Annotated in this window: 15 protein-coding genes; 1 reads left to right on the top strand and 14 read right to left on the bottom strand. The window is 61.9% G+C overall.

The window, feature by feature from the left end; translation table 11 throughout:
- Nucleotides 1-34: 34 nt before the first annotated feature.
- The 8 genes from AC3WLX_RS27270 to AC3WLX_RS27235 all read right to left on the bottom strand — a co-directional run bounded on the left by AC3WLX_RS27270 (nt 35) and on the right by AC3WLX_RS27235 (nt 6,253).
- Complete coding sequence (locus tag AC3WLX_RS27270) at nt 35-1,762, bottom strand: relaxase/mobilization nuclease domain-containing protein (protein ID WP_492338277.1); 1,728 nt, start codon at nt 1,760-1,762, stop codon at nt 35-37.
- Between the two features lie 717 nt (nt 1,763-2,479).
- Nucleotides 2,480-2,989 carry a S26 family signal peptidase gene (locus AC3WLX_RS27265; protein WP_492338416.1) on the bottom strand — a complete coding sequence of 170 codons (510 nt, stop codon included), beginning with the start codon at nt 2,987-2,989 and terminating at the stop codon, nt 2,480-2,482.
- Nucleotides 2,986-3,450: a DUF2840 domain-containing protein gene (locus tag AC3WLX_RS27260; RefSeq protein WP_492338276.1), complete on the bottom strand. Its 465-nt coding sequence runs from the start codon at nt 3,448-3,450 to the stop codon at nt 2,986-2,988. The genes AC3WLX_RS27265 and AC3WLX_RS27260 overlap by 4 nt, the downstream gene beginning before the upstream one ends.
- A gap of 318 nt (nt 3,451-3,768) precedes the next feature.
- Complete coding sequence (locus AC3WLX_RS27255; RefSeq protein WP_492338275.1) at nt 3,769-4,644, bottom strand: replication initiator protein A; 876 nt, start codon at nt 4,642-4,644, stop codon at nt 3,769-3,771.
- 3 nt (nt 4,645-4,647) lie between these two features.
- Nucleotides 4,648-4,926 carry a helix-turn-helix transcriptional regulator gene (locus AC3WLX_RS27250; protein WP_492338274.1) on the bottom strand — a complete coding sequence of 93 codons (279 nt, stop codon included), beginning with the start codon at nt 4,924-4,926 and terminating at the stop codon, nt 4,648-4,650.
- Nucleotides 4,927-5,058: 132 nt separating this feature from the next.
- The gene (locus AC3WLX_RS27245; RefSeq protein ID WP_492338273.1) at nt 5,059-5,571 is read right to left on the bottom strand and encodes a DUF2285 domain-containing protein; all 513 of its coding nucleotides are present in this window, start codon (nt 5,569-5,571) and stop codon (nt 5,059-5,061) included.
- Between the two features lie 67 nt (nt 5,572-5,638).
- Nucleotides 5,639-5,827 (bottom strand): transcriptional regulator domain-containing protein, encoded by a 189-nt coding sequence (locus AC3WLX_RS27240; protein ID WP_492338272.1) that lies wholly within the window; start codon nt 5,825-5,827, stop codon nt 5,639-5,641.
- A gap of 138 nt (nt 5,828-5,965) precedes the next feature.
- On the bottom strand, nt 5,966-6,253 hold the full coding sequence (locus tag AC3WLX_RS27235) for a DNA -binding domain-containing protein (RefSeq protein WP_492338271.1): 288 nt from the start codon (nt 6,251-6,253) through the stop codon (nt 5,966-5,968).
- Nucleotides 6,254-6,411: 158 nt separating this feature from the next.
- On the opposite strand from AC3WLX_RS27235, the gene AC3WLX_RS27230 reads away from it, so the two are divergent.
- Nucleotides 6,412-6,663 (top strand): helix-turn-helix domain-containing protein, encoded by a 252-nt coding sequence (locus tag AC3WLX_RS27230; RefSeq protein WP_492338270.1) that lies wholly within the window; start codon nt 6,412-6,414, stop codon nt 6,661-6,663.
- 73 nt (nt 6,664-6,736) lie between these two features.
- Here AC3WLX_RS27230 and AC3WLX_RS27225 read toward each other — a convergent pair whose 3' ends face one another.
- The 6 genes from AC3WLX_RS27225 to AC3WLX_RS27200 all read right to left on the bottom strand — a co-directional run bounded on the left by AC3WLX_RS27225 (nt 6,737) and on the right by AC3WLX_RS27200 (nt 17,159).
- Complete coding sequence (locus AC3WLX_RS27225; protein WP_492338269.1) at nt 6,737-7,060, bottom strand: DUF736 domain-containing protein; 324 nt, start codon at nt 7,058-7,060, stop codon at nt 6,737-6,739.
- 550 nt (nt 7,061-7,610) lie between these two features.
- Nucleotides 7,611-8,093, bottom strand: coding sequence for a hypothetical protein (locus AC3WLX_RS27220; RefSeq protein ID WP_492338268.1), 483 nt, complete (start codon nt 8,091-8,093; stop codon nt 7,611-7,613).
- 137 nt (nt 8,094-8,230) lie between these two features.
- Entirely contained in the window at nt 8,231-9,154 is a 924-nt protein-coding gene (locus AC3WLX_RS27215; RefSeq protein WP_492338267.1) for a DUF2493 domain-containing protein, read from the bottom strand.
- A 327-nt stretch (nt 9,155-9,481) separates the two neighbouring features.
- Nucleotides 9,482-10,540, bottom strand: coding sequence for a DUF7146 domain-containing protein (locus tag AC3WLX_RS27210; RefSeq protein WP_492338266.1), 1,059 nt, complete (start codon nt 10,538-10,540; stop codon nt 9,482-9,484).
- Nucleotides 10,540-14,856, bottom strand: a complete 4,317-nt coding sequence (locus tag AC3WLX_RS27205; protein ID WP_492338265.1) for a strawberry notch-like NTP hydrolase domain-containing protein — start codon at nt 14,854-14,856, stop codon at nt 10,540-10,542. Before AC3WLX_RS27205 ends, AC3WLX_RS27210 begins: the two co-directional genes overlap by 1 nt.
- A gap of 185 nt (nt 14,857-15,041) precedes the next feature.
- Nucleotides 15,042-17,159, bottom strand: coding sequence for a ParB/RepB/Spo0J family partition protein (locus AC3WLX_RS27200; protein WP_492338264.1), 2,118 nt, complete (start codon nt 17,157-17,159; stop codon nt 15,042-15,044).
- Between the last annotated feature and the right edge of the window lie 487 nt (nt 17,160-17,646).

Here is a 17,646-nt window from a genome sequence, read left to right as displayed (position 1 = left end):
CGGTCACGCGCGCAATGGCGCAGAGATCGGCGAGTTAGGGCGAAAGGTCGCGCTTGCGTCCAAAGCTCCAGTCGACCCCACCGGGGCCGGCGATTCCGCTTACTTGCCGGCCAAGTTCGCGCCCAAGGGACGGTACCCAGGGCACGAGTTGGAAGCCGAGGCCATTGTCGATCATGGCAAATCGGCCGGAGGCAAGCGACAGCCTGCGGCGATAGACTCCCGAAACGGGTTCGCCTGACTCGGCGGGCATATGCACCAGTCCCGTTTCCTCGGCCAAGCGCCGGCTCACCGTATCGAGCTCGCGATTCCGTAGGGTACCGATGACGTTGCGGCCGAGTACTACTTTGTCACCATCGCGGCGAACAAGGCCTCGTTCCGCCAGCGCCTCGATCCGCCGATCGAGCGCAGCGCGGACCTCGGCACCAAAACCAGCGCGCGAGAGATCAACAGTTTCGCGGGCAACGAGACGCCGGTCAAGCCAGGTCGCCCCTTCGGCTGCCACCTGCTGGTCGAGAGTGAGGTCTGAGCGAACAGCAAGCGCGATCCGCAGTCTGCCCCTCGTATCCTCAAAACGACGCAATTCCACGATGCCGCCGATCGGACCATCGCCGGCCGCATCGATGTCAGGAAGCCTGAGGTGATGCACACGCCCGTCGATCCCGTCCACCACAGCGAACGCTGTGCCCCTCAACTCGTCATCCAGCCCGCGGGCGATGAGGCGGCCGATCACGGGTTCGCCGTGGCCTTCGCCCTCGAGCGCCCACGACGAGAGCGCGCGAGATGCCCCATCCCTCGCCAGGCTTTTGTGCAGCCGCTTGATGATATCGCCGCGCTCTCCGAGCGCGCGCAAGCGCCGTTCTGCATCATCAGTCAGAACCCAGCGCGCGGGACCGGCCGGTTCAGCAAGCCCGAGCCGCTCAAGGGTTCGCATCCGGCCGATCCGGATCTCCCGCAGCGGATCGCGTCCGGCGTCACGCTCGGGGCGCAGATCGACCACCCCTTCCGACCTGCCCGCTTCCCGGGCAAGCACCCGATCGAGCCGCGTCCAGCGTTCGCTGGTGACCTCAGCTTCAAGACTGCGCCGCATCTCAAGCTCGGATCGCGGGCCGAGCTCACGCGTGACGAGATCACCTGCGCGCGCTCGTAAGCCGGATCCGATATAGTCGCGACTAATCACAAGATCGGAACCATCGTCCGCGCGACCACGTAGGAGAATATGGATATGCGGATGCTCGGTGTTCCAGTGGTCGACGGCGACCCAGTCGAGCCGCGTGCCGAGATCACGCGAGGCCTGGTCCATCAACTCTCGGGTAAAGCTCCGCAGACTTGCCAGCTCAGTGGCATCATCCGGCGAGACAATTAACCGGAAATGATGCCGATCGCCATCGCAGCGTTCCGCGAAAGCACGGCCGTCTGCATCATCCCCCGCAGCATCGAACAGTTTACCGGGTGATCCGTCGCGGGTGACACCGTCCCGCTTGAGATAACCAATATGAGCCCGCAGTGCGCCAGGAGACCGCATCCGGCGCACGACCCGTGCCTTCACCATGGCGCCGCGGGCGCGGTTGTTGAGGAGCCGCGCGGCGGCAACGCTCGCCGCACGGCCGCGCCCGAAGGATCCACTCCTCCTAACTCGGCCGTGTGAGAGACCGCCTGCCTTCTGCGCGGCTGTGAGAGCCTGCGCGAGAAATGATTTTGCCTTGGGTGCGCGCGTCGACCGGATACGGCCTGGACGGATGCGGAAATCATCGGCGCGCCTCATTTTACCCGCCACAAGGTTTCGAAAACTGAAGAGGAACAGCGCCTTGGCTGGAATGGCAAATTGTGCCGGTCCTTCGCAAGGTTGAAAGCGTGGTTGAGATTGCTAACATTTCTCAACCGACCGACCGGCCGCACCTTGCGGCTTTTATCCTGCCCTCCTCGGTCGCTAGTTCCGAGGGCCCAACTTTCAAGCCAACAGACTCTCGGTACTCGCGGCGATTTGCGACAAAATGCAGTGCGAGCGAAGCGAGCGTTTGCGATAGCGATCGTTACCCGCAGGGCCGAGACACCCGTAGGGTGGCTCGGTGAGGAGCGAAGCGACGAGTAGAGCGCGGGCCGAAGGCATCGCCCGTATGCCATCAGCAACTTAATATCGCACTCCTCCGCGCACTCTTGCCGCGTGAGCAAGGGTCCTTCAGTAGCAAATCCGAAAGTCTTAGCGGCATGATCGTGTTGCAGCGTCTCGAATGCAAACCGAATGCCCGTCACGGTGCGCCCGCCCGCTCAACAAACCGGGGAGCATCCCGCCAAGGAAGTCCACGCCTGCCGCCAGCTTCACCCTGCTCGTTGTCCAGCAATGCGGGCGCGAGCATTGCTCGACGCCTCAAGAGCGCAGATGCGCGGCCGCTACGTGAGGGATCTCTGCAGAGGCTCTCGCATTTGTATTGGGAAGATTCGGACAGAGTGGCTGCAGTTTGAGTACCCAGAGTAAGCACGATCATTCTCCCTCAGTCCACACCGGGATCGCTTGGCCGATAACGGCAGACGCAGGAATGGGCCCGAAATAGCGCCCGTCGAAAGAGTCCGCCGACTGCCAATTCATGACAAAGACTTCACCGGCCGAGAGCAGGCGGCACCCCTGCCAGACCGGTAAGGGTCGGCCGCGCGCGTCGCGCTCCCTCGCCTGCCCTAGCTCAATATGGTCGACAGCAATTGTGAGCCCGGTTCTGCAGACGGTTTGTCCTGGGAGCGCGAGGATCCGTTTCAGCATGGGCACACCGATCGGCAAATACCCGTTGAGATCGAGGAACGCCTCAAGCGGCTCCGGCGGTCGAATTGCGACGAGGTCGGTGACGCTCAATAGCTCGACGGGTTGCAATCGATACAGGCCAATGGGCACGCTCTCTGAGACGTTCCATATGTAGGACGGAGTGCCGTTGTCATTTCCGGCCAGCACGAGCGCGACGCTTCCAAACATCGCGAGAATGGTCGTTATTCGGCCGGTCATGATCTCACCTTCCGGCGGTGCAGCCATGCCTGGTGACGCCCGCGCGTGTAGGTTCGCGGCGCTTCGTTGACTGACAGACGGTTGTGAACGTGGTGCCAGTAGTCAGGCGCAGCGTCCGCAGGATCGATCCCGATGGCCTCCACGGCATCGATCAGCTGCAGAACGCGTTCGACCTTTTGCCAGCCAGACAATCGCAGGAGGCTCTCGCCGCCGGGATTGATCCAAGGCACGGTCGAGTAGCGCTGGCCCGGCGCCGCCGCGCGCAAGATATCGATCCGAGACAGGACGGTGCCGAAGTCGTTTGACGTCCAGCGCACGAACGCAAAGATGCTGCCGGGTGCGAATGAGAGGACACGCCGATGAGTGTCCACGATCTTTTCAGAGATCGGATGACCAAACCGAATCCGGTTCTCAATCCGCTTCTCGAGCCACAGAAGCTCGACAGTCGTAACGTCGTTCACTTGCGCCTCCATGTCAGTGTCGGACGTGGCGGCACGTACAACCGCACGTTTTGATACCGAGATGCTGGAGCGCAGGCCTGAAAGGAGGGGTGCGGTTCTGGTCGGCGCGCTGCAGTTGTGCCGGCAACTGTCCTGCTGGCATCGCATCCCGGCGGTCGCGGCCCGTTAGAGGGAATCCGAAGGATTCCCTGTTAGTAGAGTTACGAGGTCGAGAAGTTGTTGCGCGCCAAGACTTTGACCGCGATCCCGGTCCCTGATAGCACGCGGATCCGGTCCTTGATGGCACGAGAGTTGTGGTCCCCGATAGCACGAGTTGATTCACAGCTTTTCCCCTGGTCGAGATACGAGCCCGCGTATTCGCAGCCGCTCCGTGAGCGGATCGATCGCGATTGGTGCAAAGTTCAATCGCTCCGCACCGTTTGGATCCTGCGTGATGATGAGCTCGTAACCTGGCAGGGTTTGCCGGCGCACGATCTGACGCAGGTCGTAAGCAAAGTGCTTGACCGGCGATAAGCTCCCGGACTTGGCGTGGAGGTGCACAACATCGAAGCTCCAGCCGCCGCCTTGCCGCCCGCCGTGTTTGCGGACGAGGCGATAAAGCCAGCGCTCGAGACCACCCGTGAGACCGAAATAGCCGCGGTCGATGGTCAGCACGAGCGCATCATCAAGGACGCCCGTGTAGAACCAATCCGGCAGGATTAGTTCAAGCCCTCGAGGCTTGCCGTGGCTATCTGCCGTTTCCTTCCATTCGTTGATCCAGGAGAAGCGATGCCGCCGCCGCTCCGTTGGCTGGCGAATTGAGGTCACAACGGTTGTTGACTGGAGCCGATCGAGCGCGGCTTTGAGACGGTCATAGTCGCGCACGCTCGTGCCGCGACCGACAAACGTCAGGATCTCGTACGGCGTCGCGGCCATCAGACGCGATGTCTTCAGGCCGGCATCGCGAGCCTCAACGATCTGCGAGGCCGCCCAGATCAGAACGTCCGCGTCCCAGATCGTCGCCAGACCGTGCTCTGGCACAGCCTCGACGCGGATCAGGATTGTTCCGGTGCGGAAATCGATCGGAATGGTCCGCCTGGACTTTGCCAGCGAGAAGAATGGATATGCCATCAAATCTTGTGCATCGCGTGCGGCCAAGTCGCCGGGCAATGCACGAAACAGATCGAGTTGATCGCGCTCAGAGCGACGCCGCATTGCTTAACGCCGTTCCTTGCCCGCGTAGGGAACGGGAGCGTGCCGTTTTGCGGGGAGTACGGTGCCAGCGCCGGGATCGCTGGTTGACGTCTTGGTACCGCGGTCGGCCCAAGCCTTGAGGTCATCGAGCGCATAGACGACACGCCCGCCGATCTTTCGGTAAGCAGGGCCAGTGCCATAGGTCCTGTGTTTTTCCAGGGTGCGGCCGGAAAGGCTGAGAAATCGGGCTGCCTCGGCCGTGCGCAAGTAGCGTGGCGGCAAACTGGCGTTTGCATCGGGCATCTGAAAAGCTCCGCGGTCGTCTGGAGCGCCGGCGAGTTCGGCGGCGCGTCGACGAGCACAGTGGCGGAGTAGAGCTTCGAAGGGGGATGCCGAAGATGCGGGGGTGCATCTTCGATACCCCCAAAGGGCGTCCTATTTTTTGCGAGATGTCGGACCCAACAATGCGCGATAGCCGCCACGCATTAGCGCAAGACCGTTCTGGACCAAGCGAATAGTCCGATTGCGCAGATCGTGAGTCTTCCAGTCGCGTTCGGAGATACGTTCGGCACCGAACAGGATTTCCGCTATTTCCCGGTAGGTGCTGCCGTCCGTCCGGGCGTCGAGCGCGCGTAGAGCAAGCGCGAGTCGACGCCGGCGATGCGCGGAAAGCGCATGCAGCGGCGGCCCTGGAGGCCTGCCATTGAGGGCTCGCCACAGCCGCCTGCCTGCATCCGCGCGGAATTCAAAGTCGCGATCGAGCGGGAGTTCGACGGCATAGGTGCCGGCAACGACCGGCGCTTCCTTGAACCAAACGCGATGTTCTACCTTGTGCAAACGCAGTACGGCGTGCCAGCCGTCAGGGCCTTGCCGCAGTTGACCTTCGGTCAGCTCATCGAGATCTAGCGCGACACGCGACAGCGCGACCGCGAGCGATAGAGGTCGCACCGGAACGACCGTCGGCAGAACTTCCGGCGCCCAGAAGATGGTCTGTTCGAGGCAGGATTGGTTAGGGTCAGCTGCGAAAACACAAGCCCCAACGCTGGCGGAATTCCGGGCTTACCTTGGGAAGCGCCTTGGAAGCGCTGCGATAATCAGCTCCAAAGTCGGGATTACGGCGTAGGCATTCCCACGCTAGTCCGGTGATTTCTGCCCCTTGAACGCGCTCATAGGCGTCTGGCGATCTCCAATCGAATTTTGACATTCCGCGTCCCCTCGCACTGCAAGATTGAAACGCGATAAACCTGACTAACAATGGTTGAGGAAGTCCCTGATCCTGCATCGCGTGATGCATCAGATCGAACAGGGAAATCAGCTAAGGAATTTTTTCTACGAAAGAGCTTCAAAGATTCGGATTTGATGCGCCGCCGCGCAGCAAATGACGATATCCATGCTCCGTCATCCATTTCGCACGAGCCAAATGGGTGTCGAACGCGGTCTTGGCGCGATCGGGTTCAGCAACGGGATCTATGTGCAGCACAAGCCGCGCCACTTCGCGCCAATCTGCACCCTCTGCATCCGCATCAAGCAGACGCAGGTACGTGATAATGTGCTCCTCGTCGTACACTGTGAGGGCGGCATCCGTCGGTGCAATATCGGCAACGTCGGGATCTGGGGGTGGTTTTTTCATACGTGCGTCAAAGAGCGAATGATTCTAAACATCCCACCGACAGATAGGTTGCGAGGTCTTACTTTAGCCCTTTTTCAGTTCACGCGGCTAGCACGATTTCTTGGAATACACATTATAGTAGATAAACCTCATAGTATGTAAAGCCGCAACTTGCGCGCATGGATATGCGCAAGCTGGTCGGCCGCAATTTTGGAAGGTTTAGAAGGGCAAAAGGCTTCACTCAGGAAAGCTTTGCTGAGGCTTCCGGCTTTACGCAGCAATATATCAGCGACCTCGAGAGGGGCCGACGCAACCCGACCGTCGTGACGCTTTTTGAACTCGCCAGTACGCTTGGGATAAGCCACGTCGATCTTGTTGTGCCCGATGACGAAGCTCGTTCCGAGAAGGCAAAGAGCAGTAAGCGCAAATAATTTGTAGCATCGGAAAGTGGGCCAAAACGAAAGCCCCGCCCGATCTCTTCGGGCGGGGCTTTGCTGGGCGATTTTACTCGCCACTCTTCCGCGGCCGCGACCACAGCAGGCTGTAGCCTTCGCCGCCCTCGTCGTCGAACAGGTTCGCGTAGATCGGCGCGTTGAAGGAAGGATCGTCGAGCTTCAGCGAGAGGTAGTCGCGGCCCTCCTCGGAGCGCTTCGACCAGGCTGCACCGATCTCGGCGCGACCCACAAAGACGCGGTGGCTGGGGGCGTTCTCGTTGGAGGAGCGGTTCTGCTCAGCGACGATGCGGACGCCCTTGGCCTGCAAGCTAAGGGTGATGATCTCGCCTTGGAAGTCGTTGCCGACCTTCTTGAAAGAACCGATGTTAGCCATGTCACTTCTCCTGTTTGTGTTTCGAGCCCGCGACCACCGCGGCCTCGATGGCGATGGACAGGCCGAGGACGATCGGCGACGCACCCGCCTGCGGGCCGGAGCGCAGCGGAGGACGCTGTCGTAGAGACTTTCTTGCCTCGCGAGGAATGGGCGTAGCCCAGGGGAAGAAAGTCTTAAGCGACGGCGTTGCGGCTCAGACGATCGAGGCGCAGCCGGTCTTCGGCCAGATCAAGCCATCAAAGAGGCCACGTGCGTCCGCGTGCTGAAGCGCAATCTCGGGAGAAAACTTGGAAGATCGGTTTGAATGCGCAAGAAGTCGGAATGTCTTGGCGTAGAGAAAGAAGCGACGTGCAAGAAACGGCGGTATTGTAAGCCGACGAGTAGCCGCGACCGAAGACCTCATCACTGCATCTATGTGGGCCAGGGCCGAGATGACGCGGCCTGTTATATGCCCCCACGAGGCGCTACCACTTTTTCGCTCGAGTTCGACTATGCCTCCTTCAACGAGGCGACCTACACGAATCTGCTCGAAGGGGCAGGTAGCGAGGGACTACCCGTCGCGCGTAACGGCCGAAAGACCTGCGTGAGGCGCGCTCCGCACCACCTTGCCCGTCTCCAATGGGCGGGGCTCTGCGAAGACGGCCAACCGTGCCCATGCCGTACCGCCGATGAAAACCGCGCCGACGCTAGCGAAGAGCTCACGCCAGGCTAGTGATGGCATTCCGAGTTGCGAAATCGCGAGGACCACATAATAGCCGGCAATTGCGGCTGGGACTGCGAAAGCAGCCGCTATTGTTGTACGAAGGATCCGACAACGTGTCATCGCGAATGCAGTTTGACCGACCGCGAGTGCCACCGCGCCAGCGGCGATGCCAATTAGCGGCGCACCGAGAATGCCAGCGCCGCTATGGAATGCCGCCATGCCAGCGCTGACGGCGACAAAAAACGGCAAGGCATATACTGCCAGTGTGAAGATTAGCCAGCAGAACAAGCCGATGCCGACGGTGTTGAGGACAAGCCCAAGGGCGAGCATGGTGGTGGCTCCATGTGCAAAGGTGTAACGGTCGCGCCTTCCACCACCACCGCGGCGCAAGTTTGGACATAACGTCGAAACGAGGCGGAGTTGCGGCGTACAAGTCCACTTTGGTGGTTCGGAAAGCAAGACGGCGCTCACGCGCCGCCAAATTTCCAAACGGGAACGCCGAGGCGTCGCGCTTTGTCGGCGAGGTTGTCCTGAATTCCCGTGCCAGGGAAGTGCATGACACCGATCGGCAGCAGTTCGAGCATGGCATCGTTGCGTTTGAACGGTGCCGCCTTGGCGTGTTTGGTCCAATCCGGCTTAAAAGCGATCTGCGGTACCCTTCGATTAGTTGCCCATTTGGCGGCGATCAGTTCAGCACCCTTCGGTGAGCCTCCATGGATCAGAACCATATCGGGATGCTTGGTATGGACCTTGTCGAGGCGATCCCAGACCAGACGATGGTCGTTAAAGTCGAGGCCGCCCGTCAGTGCGACCTTGGGACCGGGCGGCAACATGACATCGGTCTCGGCGCGGCGCTTGGCGGCGAGAAAGTCTCTGGAGTCGATCATCGCTGCGGTGAGCGTGCGGTGGTTGACGAGTGAACCAGACCGGGGGCGCCAGATCGATCCAGTGTGCACTTCAAAGCGTTCGATGGCCTGATCACGGAACAGCTCCAGGCAATTGCGGCGCTCGATCAGCGTGATGCCTTCGGCCGTCAAGCGCTCAAGTTCGACCGATCTGACTTCCGAGCCGTTCTGCTCATGCTGGCTCTTGCGTTGCGCCTGCTCATTATTGTCGAGTTCGCGTTCGATCCGATCCGCGGCTCGATGGAACAGGTTGACGGTTGCCCAGAGCAGGTCGTCGAGATCCGGCTCAAGCCGGGTGTCGCTCAAGGTGGCGACCACGGCGTCAAAGATATCGGCAACGGCGACGGCGACCATCTTTCCCTCCGGAAGCGGTCTCGGATCGGGCTCGTCGTCGAATGGACGGTAGCCGAAGAGTTGGAGTTCGCTGAGGACGTGGTCGGTCGGAGATGCGGTGTGCGGTAGTTCGCTGTCGTCATGATCGGTCATGGAGAGGTCCCTTGTCGGATCGACCGCGCCCATCGCGGCCTTCGTGGCGATCACTCAGACGGCAGGCGGGACGGGCCAGAACCCGAAGGGCCGAAGCGGCAGCGGAGGATGGCGGAGGCCGGCTATTTTGCTTCGCGATGCAAAGCGCGTCGGTCAGGTCGCTAGTGTATTTCCATTGCGGGCGCGCGGCGGAAAATAGCCGGTCGCAGCCATTGCCGGCCCGGGCCGCTTGCCGTCCGATCGCCCTCTAGAAGGCCGTGGGTGCGACCGAGTTCGACAGAGTACCTCGCTCGTCCGATTTTCGACATCGATCGAGTGCGTGGCGTCTTATACGACGACAGTCGAAGAAAGCAGGAAGCGGTCGACATCCTCCGGCACGAGTTGAATCCGCATCGCTGCCCGGAGGGCGTGAAGACCGAAGATGTGCAGATCTTCGTTGAAGTCACCGAGCCGAGGCGACAACGTGATGGCTTCGATACCGGCTGCTTTTGCGCGCTGCGTCAGCACTGCTAACACCGTGTTTCCGGCAGCATCGGCGTCGCGAGCGATATAGAGCCGTCGTAAGCCCAATGGGAATTCGATCGCTCCGAGGTGGTTGGCAGAGAGTGCTGCGGCCATCGGCAGGGTCGATAATACACATCGTAACGACAGCATGGTCTCTATCCCTTCGCCGGCAGCCAGCACGTCACCGGCCACGCCGAAGCGAACGGAATTGCCCAGCAGATCGCCCATCGCCCGCCGCGGGGTATCGATCGGAGCTTTGCCAAGTCGAACGCGATCGAAGTCCTCTGGATCGAGCCAGGTCCGATGCGCGCCGGTGATCCGACCCACGACATCGGTGACGCAGGCGATCATTGCCGGCCAGGTTTCGGTCGGAAGGTGCTCATCGGGCCGATAGTAGCAGCGTGGGTGGAAGCGGAGGCTGCCACCATGGTGGACATGGGCTATTCCGCGACGCCGCAAATACGACTCGACTACCGTCCCTTCAATCGGGCCTGACATCGCAAAGAGCCGACGGGCCGCCTGATGCGATCCGGAGGGTACTCCTGGACGGCCGGATCTCGGGGCAGGTTGCTGTTCAAGGCGGGGCAGGTTCAGAAAGCGCCGCGCCTCCTCGGCGGCCTCGCGGAAATCTCGCAAACCCCGGCTCTGTCGGATGATGTCGAGGAGGTCACCATGCTCCCCCGTCGCCGCATCGGTCCATTTGCCGGCGCGGCCCTTCGGTGATTCCTGGAGCCGCACAAACAACGAGCGGCCCGGGTTGTTGTTGATGTCGCCGACCAGCCAGTACCGGCCCGCCCGCTTGCCATTGGAGAGATAGTGCCGGCACACCGCCTCGGCCTCGCGCGCGAGGCGGCCTGCCAGTTCGGAAGCATTGCGCGACATCACGCGGCCTCCCGTTCAGCAATGCGCGCCACCGGATAGCTGTCGAGCACCTTCGAAAGGATCTCAGCGCCGCTTGTGTCCGTCGGCACGAACATGCGGAGTTTCCAGGAGATGATCTCGCCAAAGAGGCCGTATGCCCGGAGGCGATCGCGCATTGTATCGTTGAAGCCCGACAACTCGATGCGAGATGCGCCCATCACTCGGACTCGGCGAAGTTGGAGCCCCTCTGCCAGTTCCAGGACGGTCCGTCCGTCCATTAGCGCAGCAAAGGCAACGTCGGGCGTCAGCGCGGGCGCGTCCGCCGCAAGTACACTCGCGACCCAGGCGGCAGAGACCTTGCGGCCGATGATGCGCTCGGCCGCGTCAGTCTGAAGCCGATAGACACGGGTCGATTCGTTCGGCAGCCGCTTCCAGATGGGTAGTAGCAATCCAGCCACGACGTGGATCGTGCTGTCCGTGAATTCGGGGACCTCGGCAAGCTCCGCGAGCCAGGACGCGACAAAGCGTTCACGATCCGCCTCGATCCAATGGCTCTCCGCCATCATGGTCAGGGGAACCTTGTGCTGCTCCATCGGTCGGATCAGGCGGACGCGCTGCTCGATTTCGCCGTCGTCGAGCATGACGCTCGCCGCCGGAATCTGGACGGCGGCGCGGCCTGAGCGCTCGTTGATCAGAAGGACAGCACGACGTTCGGAAAGACGAGCGAGGGCGTCATCCAGACTGACGGGATGATTGCGCTGGCGCTGGATGATCGTGAGCAACCGGGTCTCGGCGCCAGTGCCGGGATGTACGTAAATTGTCCTGCGGTCGGAGACGACAAAGCTCTCGGCCCGGAGCGTTTCCAGTCCGATGTCGTAGGTGCCCGATGCGACCGCGCCCTCGATCCGTGCCGTCAAAAGCCGTTCGAAAGCGGTGAACAGGGCATTCTGCAGGTCGATGGTGAGCGCAAGCAATCTGTTCAGGAAGGTCGTGATCGGCGGCAGGTCATCCTTCAGGCCATTGGCATCTGTCAGTTTCAGGCCGGTCGCTTCCTCGAACCTCTCGAGTGAGCAACCGTCAACCTTGCCCCGCGCAAGTAGCGTATAGAGTTGACGGAGCGCATCACGACCGTACTGGCTTTCGAGATTGTCCTCGGGCCGGAACAGCCCCTGCCCCCCGGTCTGGCGCTGGCCGCGCGTAATAGCCCCCAGCGTGTCGAGCCGGCGCGCGATGGTGCTGAGAAAACGCTTTTCGGCTTTCACATCGGTCGCGATGGGACGGAACAGCGGCGGTTGCGCCTGGTTGGTCCGGTTGGTGCGGCCGAGCCCCTGGATCGCGGCATCTGCCTTCCAGCCGGGCTCGAGCAGGTAATGGACTCGCAAGCGGCGATTTCGGGCCGACAGTTCGGCGTGGTAGCTCTTCCCCGTGCCGCCCGCGTCGGAGAACACGAGGATGCGCTTGACGTCGTCCATAAAGGCCGATGTCTCCGCAAGGTTCGCCGAACCTGCGCGGTTCTCGACCACCAACCGGTCGCCCTTGCGGATGACGCGGCGCGAGCGGCCGGTCACCTCGGCGACCATATCGGTGCCGAAGCGCTGCACGACCTGATCGAGAGCGCCGGGTACCGCCGGCAACGAGGCGAGTTTCTCGATCAACCTGTCACGGCGTGCGACGGCTTCCCGGCTCTCGATCGGCTGACCGTCACGATAGGCAGGCCGGGAGCAGAGATTGCCCTCTGAGTCTGTGAATGGCTCGTAAAGCTGGACCGGAAAGGAATGGGAGAGATAGTCGAGCACATATTCGCGCGGGGTGATGTCGACCTGGACGTCACCCCACTCCTCCGTCGGGATCTCGGCGAGCCGGCGCTCCATCAGCGCTTCGCCCGTCGACACGATCTGGATGACGGCGGCATGGCCCGCGTTGAGATCGCGCTCGATCGAGCCGATCAGCGACGGCGTCTTCATCGAAGTGAGGAGATGACCGAAGAAGCGCTGTTTGGCGCTCTCGAAGGCTGATCGCGCCGCGGATTTTGCTTGCCCGTTCAGCGTTCCGGTTTCGCCGGTGATGTTGGCGGCTCGCATCGCCGCGTCGAGATTGTTATGGATGATGCAGAATGCATCGGCATAGGCGTCGTAGATGCGAACCTGCTCGGGCGTAAGCTGGTGCTCGACGAGATCGTACTCGACGCCCTCGTAAGAGAGCGAGCGGGCGGCGTAGAGACCAAGCGCCTTGAGATCGCGTGCCAGCACCTCCATGGCCGCGACGCCACCATCTTCGATCGCTTCGACAAACTCGGCACGGGTGGCGAACGGGAAGTCGGCGCCGCCCCAAAGGCCGAGGCGTTGGGCGTAAGCGAGGTTGTGAACCGTAGTAGCGCCCGTCGCCGATACATACACCACGCGAGCACTCGGCAAAGCGTGCTGGAGCCTAAGGCCGGCGCGCCCTTGCTGAGATGCCGCCTGGTCGCCGCGCTCGCCTTTGCCTCCGACCGCATTCTGCATGGCGTGGCTCTCGTCGAAGACGATCACTCCGTCGAAGTCGGAGCCCAACCATTCAACGATCTGCCCGACACGCGAAAGCTTTTCACCACGCTCGTCGGTGCGCAGCGTGGCGTAGGTAGCAAATAGGACGCCTTCCGCAAGCCGGATCGCCGTCCCCTGCCGAAACCGGGACAGCGGCGTAACAAGCAATCGCTCCATACCGAGCGCGGACCAGTCGCGCTGTGCATCTTCGATTAGCTTATCGGATTTGCTGATCCAGACCGCACGTCGACGGCCCTTGAGCCAGTTGTCGAGCAGGATGCCTGCGACCTGCCGACCTTTGCCAGCACCGGTGCCATCGCCCAAAAACCAGCCGCGGCGAAAGCGGACGGCATTCTCGGCGTCGTCGCGGGCGGCGGCCACAACGTCAAAAGTCTCATCGATTGTCCAGGAACCGGCAAGAAACTCGGAATGCGCCTCGCCGGCATAGATGACGCTCTCGAGCTGAGCGTCCGACAAAAGTCCATCTGTCACCAGAGTCGAAGTCAGGTGCGGCCGGTAGGATGGCTTCGGTGGCGCAACGGACGCCATCGCCGCCGACTGGACGAGTTTGGTCGGATGTGCGCACGATCCGGGAATACGGATCGACTGCAACCCGTATTCTTCATAAAGCGCATCGGTCAGTCGGACGCCTTCCGGCGGCGACCATTCGACCGTCTCGTACGTAAGTTCTACGCCATCTAATGATGCGCCGATCGAGGTGGACGGGCGTGACGCAGAGGCGCCGGTCGATCGTGATATCGGAGAACGCCTGATGACGTCGACCACGACGGGTGCGACAACAGGCGGCCTCGGAGGCACATGCTGGATCACCCAGTCAAGCAGGGTGGCGACTTCGCTCGCCATGCCCAAGGAAGCAGGAAATACCTTCGGATCTTCGGCAGGTAGCTTGTCGATTACAAGCAGCCTCGTATCTGTCTGTGTTCCATGCTTGGCGTAAACGGCGCCGTCGATGGCGCCAGAAAACACCACGCTCCCGCGTTCCTGGAGGCGCACAAAGGCGTCGGTCCATGCCGGGTTGTCCGGCGCAAGGTTCCGTCCGACGATGGCGACGAGACGCCCGCCGTCGCAAAGGCGTGCCAGGGCCGAAGCGATGTGCCGGAGAGCCGCGTCCGCCATCCGTCGATCGACGTTCGCCAGCGCCGAGAACGGCGGGTTCATCAGGACGACGCTTGGTGCGACACTGGCACCAAGGTGGTCATCGATTTGGGCAGCGTCGAACCGTGTGACCTCAACGTTAGCGAACAGTTGGTCGAGCAGATCCGCGCGAGCCCCGGCCAACTCGTTCAGCGTCAGAGTGCCGCCGGCGAGTTCGGCAAAGATGGCGAGCAAACCGATTCCCGCGGAAGGCTCGAGAACGCGATCATCCGGTGTAATGTCGGCAGCGGTACATGCGGCCAGCCCAAGCGGGATCGGCGTTGAGAATTGTTGAAGCGCCAGACTGTCCTCGGACCGCCGCGTATGGGTCGGCAGGAGACTGGCGACTCGCGCCAGCATCGGCAGCATGGCGGCCGTCGAGCCGGCCTTGGCGCGGATGGCCGGGCCGAACTTGCGAAGGAACAGAACCGTTGCCGCCTCGCAGACGTCATAGGCGGTCTTCCAGTTCCAGGCGCCGGCCGCGTCCGAAGCGCCGAAGGCCGCCTCCATGGCGCTGCGCAGAACGGCGGCATCGATGCGACGGCCGCGTTCGAGATCAGTCAGAAGCTGTCGGGCGGCCCTGACGGCGGCCGAGGTGACGGTAACGGCGGCACGCATCGAGAGCGGCGCGGCGGCGCCGACTGCGAGAGATTCGGTCATGGCAGGATTTCTCGGGAGAGCGGGAGCGGGTCGAACCACCCGGCGCTCTCCTTAAGACCGCGGCGATTCAAACCCTTGCCGGCCCGGCTCTACCTCTCAGCTGTCGCCAACAAAAAGGGGGACCGGCGCTATGCACCGGTCCCCCCAAGACTGCGGGACGGCCGGAGCCGTCCCGTTCTGTCGCGTTACTCGGCCGCGTCGAGCTGTTGCGGATCGTCGTCGCCCGCGTTCTCCCGATCCTCGTCGTCGGCGAGGAATTCTGGCAGCTGGCCCGTTTCAGCCTGCTCTTCCGCTGGCGACGCACCGGAGTCGGCCAGACGCAGCGGTTCGGGCAACCAGCCCGAGCCATCGAGAAGCCGCTCGGCCTCCTTTGCCATGTCGGCTTTCTTCAGGTGGTCGATCAGTTGCGCGGAAGACTCCCCTTTTGCCTCCCGCACGGCCTCCAGAATGCGAGGCTTGGTGACCCGGCCAAGATAGTTGTCGACTGTGGGTCGCCAGCCAGCTCGGACCAAGTCGAGGTTGACGGCCTGCGCCAGCACATTGGCCTGACCAAGACGCGTCTGGACGCCGTGGGCGGAGACGCGGCCCTGATTGTAGCGGTTGGCCGCCTCGTAGACGGCGTTGACCGCAAATGATGCACAATGGGCGAACAGGGACGCTTGTGCTTCGCCGTCGAGGGCCGCGAGTGCGTCCCAGAGGTCGTTCTCGCCCTTCGGCAATCGTGCTTTCCAGGACTCGTGCCGGCCCTCGACGGCCTTGGCGGACGCGCTTTCCCGCAGCCCCGGGGCTTGAGCAGGAAAGGTCGGCGTACACAGTCCAATCTCAAGACAGCTTCCGGACGATGCGAACCGGTAGAAGGCCGTCAGCACGAAGTTGTGCAGTACAGCCTGGAACGCGATCGCAGGATTTTCTGCCAACGCGTCCCGCAATGCCAGCGTACGATGCGCCGTCAGCTCTATGATGAGCCGGTCCGGTAGAGGTTTGGTCGCGTCCTCATCTTCCTCGTCGGCATCTGCAGCACCACCCGCAACGGCGATGACCGTACGTTGGACGGAGACACCAGCCTCCTCTCCGTCCGTCGGCGACGGTTCAGCGCCCTGCCCGACATGAGGATCGGTTGCCGTCACGTCGTCCTCCGGCCGGACGTAACCCCGGTCCACGGAAAGACGTCCTTCGGAATCGATGCTGATGAAGACGCCAGCTCGGACGGTCTCGGCCGAATCGTAGAGCATCGGCCGGTCTTCGAATGCCATCAAGGCCTGCTCGATTTCGCCGAGGCGCTGATCGACCTCGTCGGGCAATTCGTCGGCATCCTGATAATCGGACTCAAGCCTGGCCTGCTCCGCGTTGAGGGCGTCGATGGTGCCTTTCTCCTCGGGCGAGAGATCGACAGGTTTGCCCTCAAGCTCGCGCAAGCCCCTGGTGTGATCGTAGGGGAACTCCACGGCCACCGAGATCCACCGCCAGCCTTCCGCGGCGATCGTCTCAGCCTCGACTTTGAGCTTTTCGGTCACGAGGCGGTCGAGCAACGCGACGTCCTGAAGCCAGCCACCATCATCGTGCTCGAAGAGGTCTCGCAGAACGCCGCCACCCGCTTGCTCGTAGGCATCGAGACCCACAAATTGAACCCTACGATCGGATGCACGGACGGTATTCTCGGTCAGCATGCGCCGTATCTGATACGGCTCATCGTAACCAGAGCGGCTGACGTTATCCCAGACCTGCTCCTGCCTGGCCTGGTCGGCTGTAACAGAGAAGGCCATGAGTTGGTCGAGGGTCATGCCGTCTTCGGCATAGACCTCGTGCAGCTTTGGCGACACGGACGCCAGCCGCAATCGTTGCTTCACGACGGCTGGCGTCACGAAGTGCCGTGCCGCGATCTCCTCCTCCGGCAAGCCGGCGCCAAGCAAGGTCTGGAAGGCTCGGAACTGATCGAGCGGATGGAGCCCAATCCGCTCGTCGTTCTCGGCGAGCGAATCGTCCTCGGCGATACCGCCATCGCGCACGACGCAAGGAACGGGCTGCGTTTTGGCCATGCGCTTTTGCTTCACGAGAAGTTCCAGCGCGCGATAGCGCCTGCCGCCCGCCGGGACCTCGAATATGCCGGTTTCGTTGCCTTCTCCGTCGACAACGGCCCGGACATTCAGGCTCTGCAACAAAGTACGCTGCGCGATGCTCTCTGCGAGTTGCTCGATCGAAACGCCGGACTTCACGCGCCGAACGTTGGACTGGCTCAGCACCAGTTTGTTAAAGGGAATATCCCGGGAGGGACTAAGTTTGATCTTCTGAACGGCGCTTGCCATGTCGGATTCTCCATGACGGGCAGCCGAAAGACTCTCTCTCGGCCTCCAACCCGCCACGAAAATCCCGGCTCTCCTCTTGCTCTTGACACTCCCGCCAGGCGGCAACCGCGCTCGCATAGTGCGGCGTGTACTCATAACGGCGCAAATGTCGGCTTTGGGGTCTAAACAGAACTTTTCTGCTCAATCAGAGTATTGCCGGTTTTTGACGCATTGCCGACATGCGAAGCGGTCGGACACAAATGTCCGCTAGGATCGTCGTCACTGTCAGAGTTAGGGGCTTCATCACCACCATTCCCATCAACATCATCAACATCATCACAGCTCGAACCGAGATCACGGTCACCACGACCGCTGCAATCATCACCACAACCACTATCATCACTATCCCGACCATGACGATCGCTGATGCCGCATTCACTAAATCATGTTGCCGTCGTGCACGATGTAGCTAAGCTCAACCTATTTTCTTCGCTTCAAAGATGGAGCC

Source organism: Bradyrhizobium sp. FW305-F6, from assembly GCF_058782905.1.
The sequence above is the reverse complement of the archived record's forward strand: the minus strand, read 5'-3'. Positions and strand labels throughout refer to the sequence as shown.

Coding starts and splice junctions, on each gene's coding strand:
- AC3WLX_RS27270 (WP_492338277.1), bottom strand. CDS start 1,762: ATGAGGCGCGCCGATGATTTCCGCATCCGTCCAGGCCGTATCCGGTCG.
- AC3WLX_RS27265 (WP_492338416.1), bottom strand. CDS start 2,989: ATGACCGGCCGAATAACGACCATTCTCGCGATGTTTGGAAGCGTCGCG.
- AC3WLX_RS27255 (WP_492338275.1), bottom strand. CDS start 4,644: ATGCGGCGTCGCTCTGAGCGCGATCAACTCGATCTGTTTCGTGCATTG.
- AC3WLX_RS27250 (WP_492338274.1), bottom strand. CDS start 4,926: ATGCCCGATGCAAACGCCAGTTTGCCGCCACGCTACTTGCGCACGGCC.
- AC3WLX_RS27240 (WP_492338272.1), bottom strand. CDS start 5,827: ATGTCAAAATTCGATTGGAGATCGCCAGACGCCTATGAGCGCGTTCAA.
- AC3WLX_RS27235 (WP_492338271.1), bottom strand. CDS start 6,253: ATGAAAAAACCACCCCCAGATCCCGACGTTGCCGATATTGCACCGACG.
- AC3WLX_RS27230 (WP_492338270.1), top strand. CDS start 6,412: ATGGATATGCGCAAGCTGGTCGGCCGCAATTTTGGAAGGTTTAGAAGG.
- AC3WLX_RS27225 (WP_492338269.1), bottom strand. CDS start 7,060: ATGGCTAACATCGGTTCTTTCAAGAAGGTCGGCAACGACTTCCAAGGC.
- AC3WLX_RS27220 (WP_492338268.1), bottom strand. CDS start 8,093: ATGCTCGCCCTTGGGCTTGTCCTCAACACCGTCGGCATCGGCTTGTTC.
- AC3WLX_RS27215 (WP_492338267.1), bottom strand. CDS start 9,154: ATGACCGATCATGACGACAGCGAACTACCGCACACCGCATCTCCGACC.
- AC3WLX_RS27210 (WP_492338266.1), bottom strand. CDS start 10,540: ATGTCGCGCAATGCTTCCGAACTGGCAGGCCGCCTCGCGCGCGAGGCC.
- AC3WLX_RS27205 (WP_492338265.1), bottom strand. CDS start 14,856: ATGACCGAATCTCTCGCAGTCGGCGCCGCCGCGCCGCTCTCGATGCGT.
- AC3WLX_RS27200 (WP_492338264.1), bottom strand. CDS start 17,159: ATGGCAAGCGCCGTTCAGAAGATCAAACTTAGTCCCTCCCGGGATATT.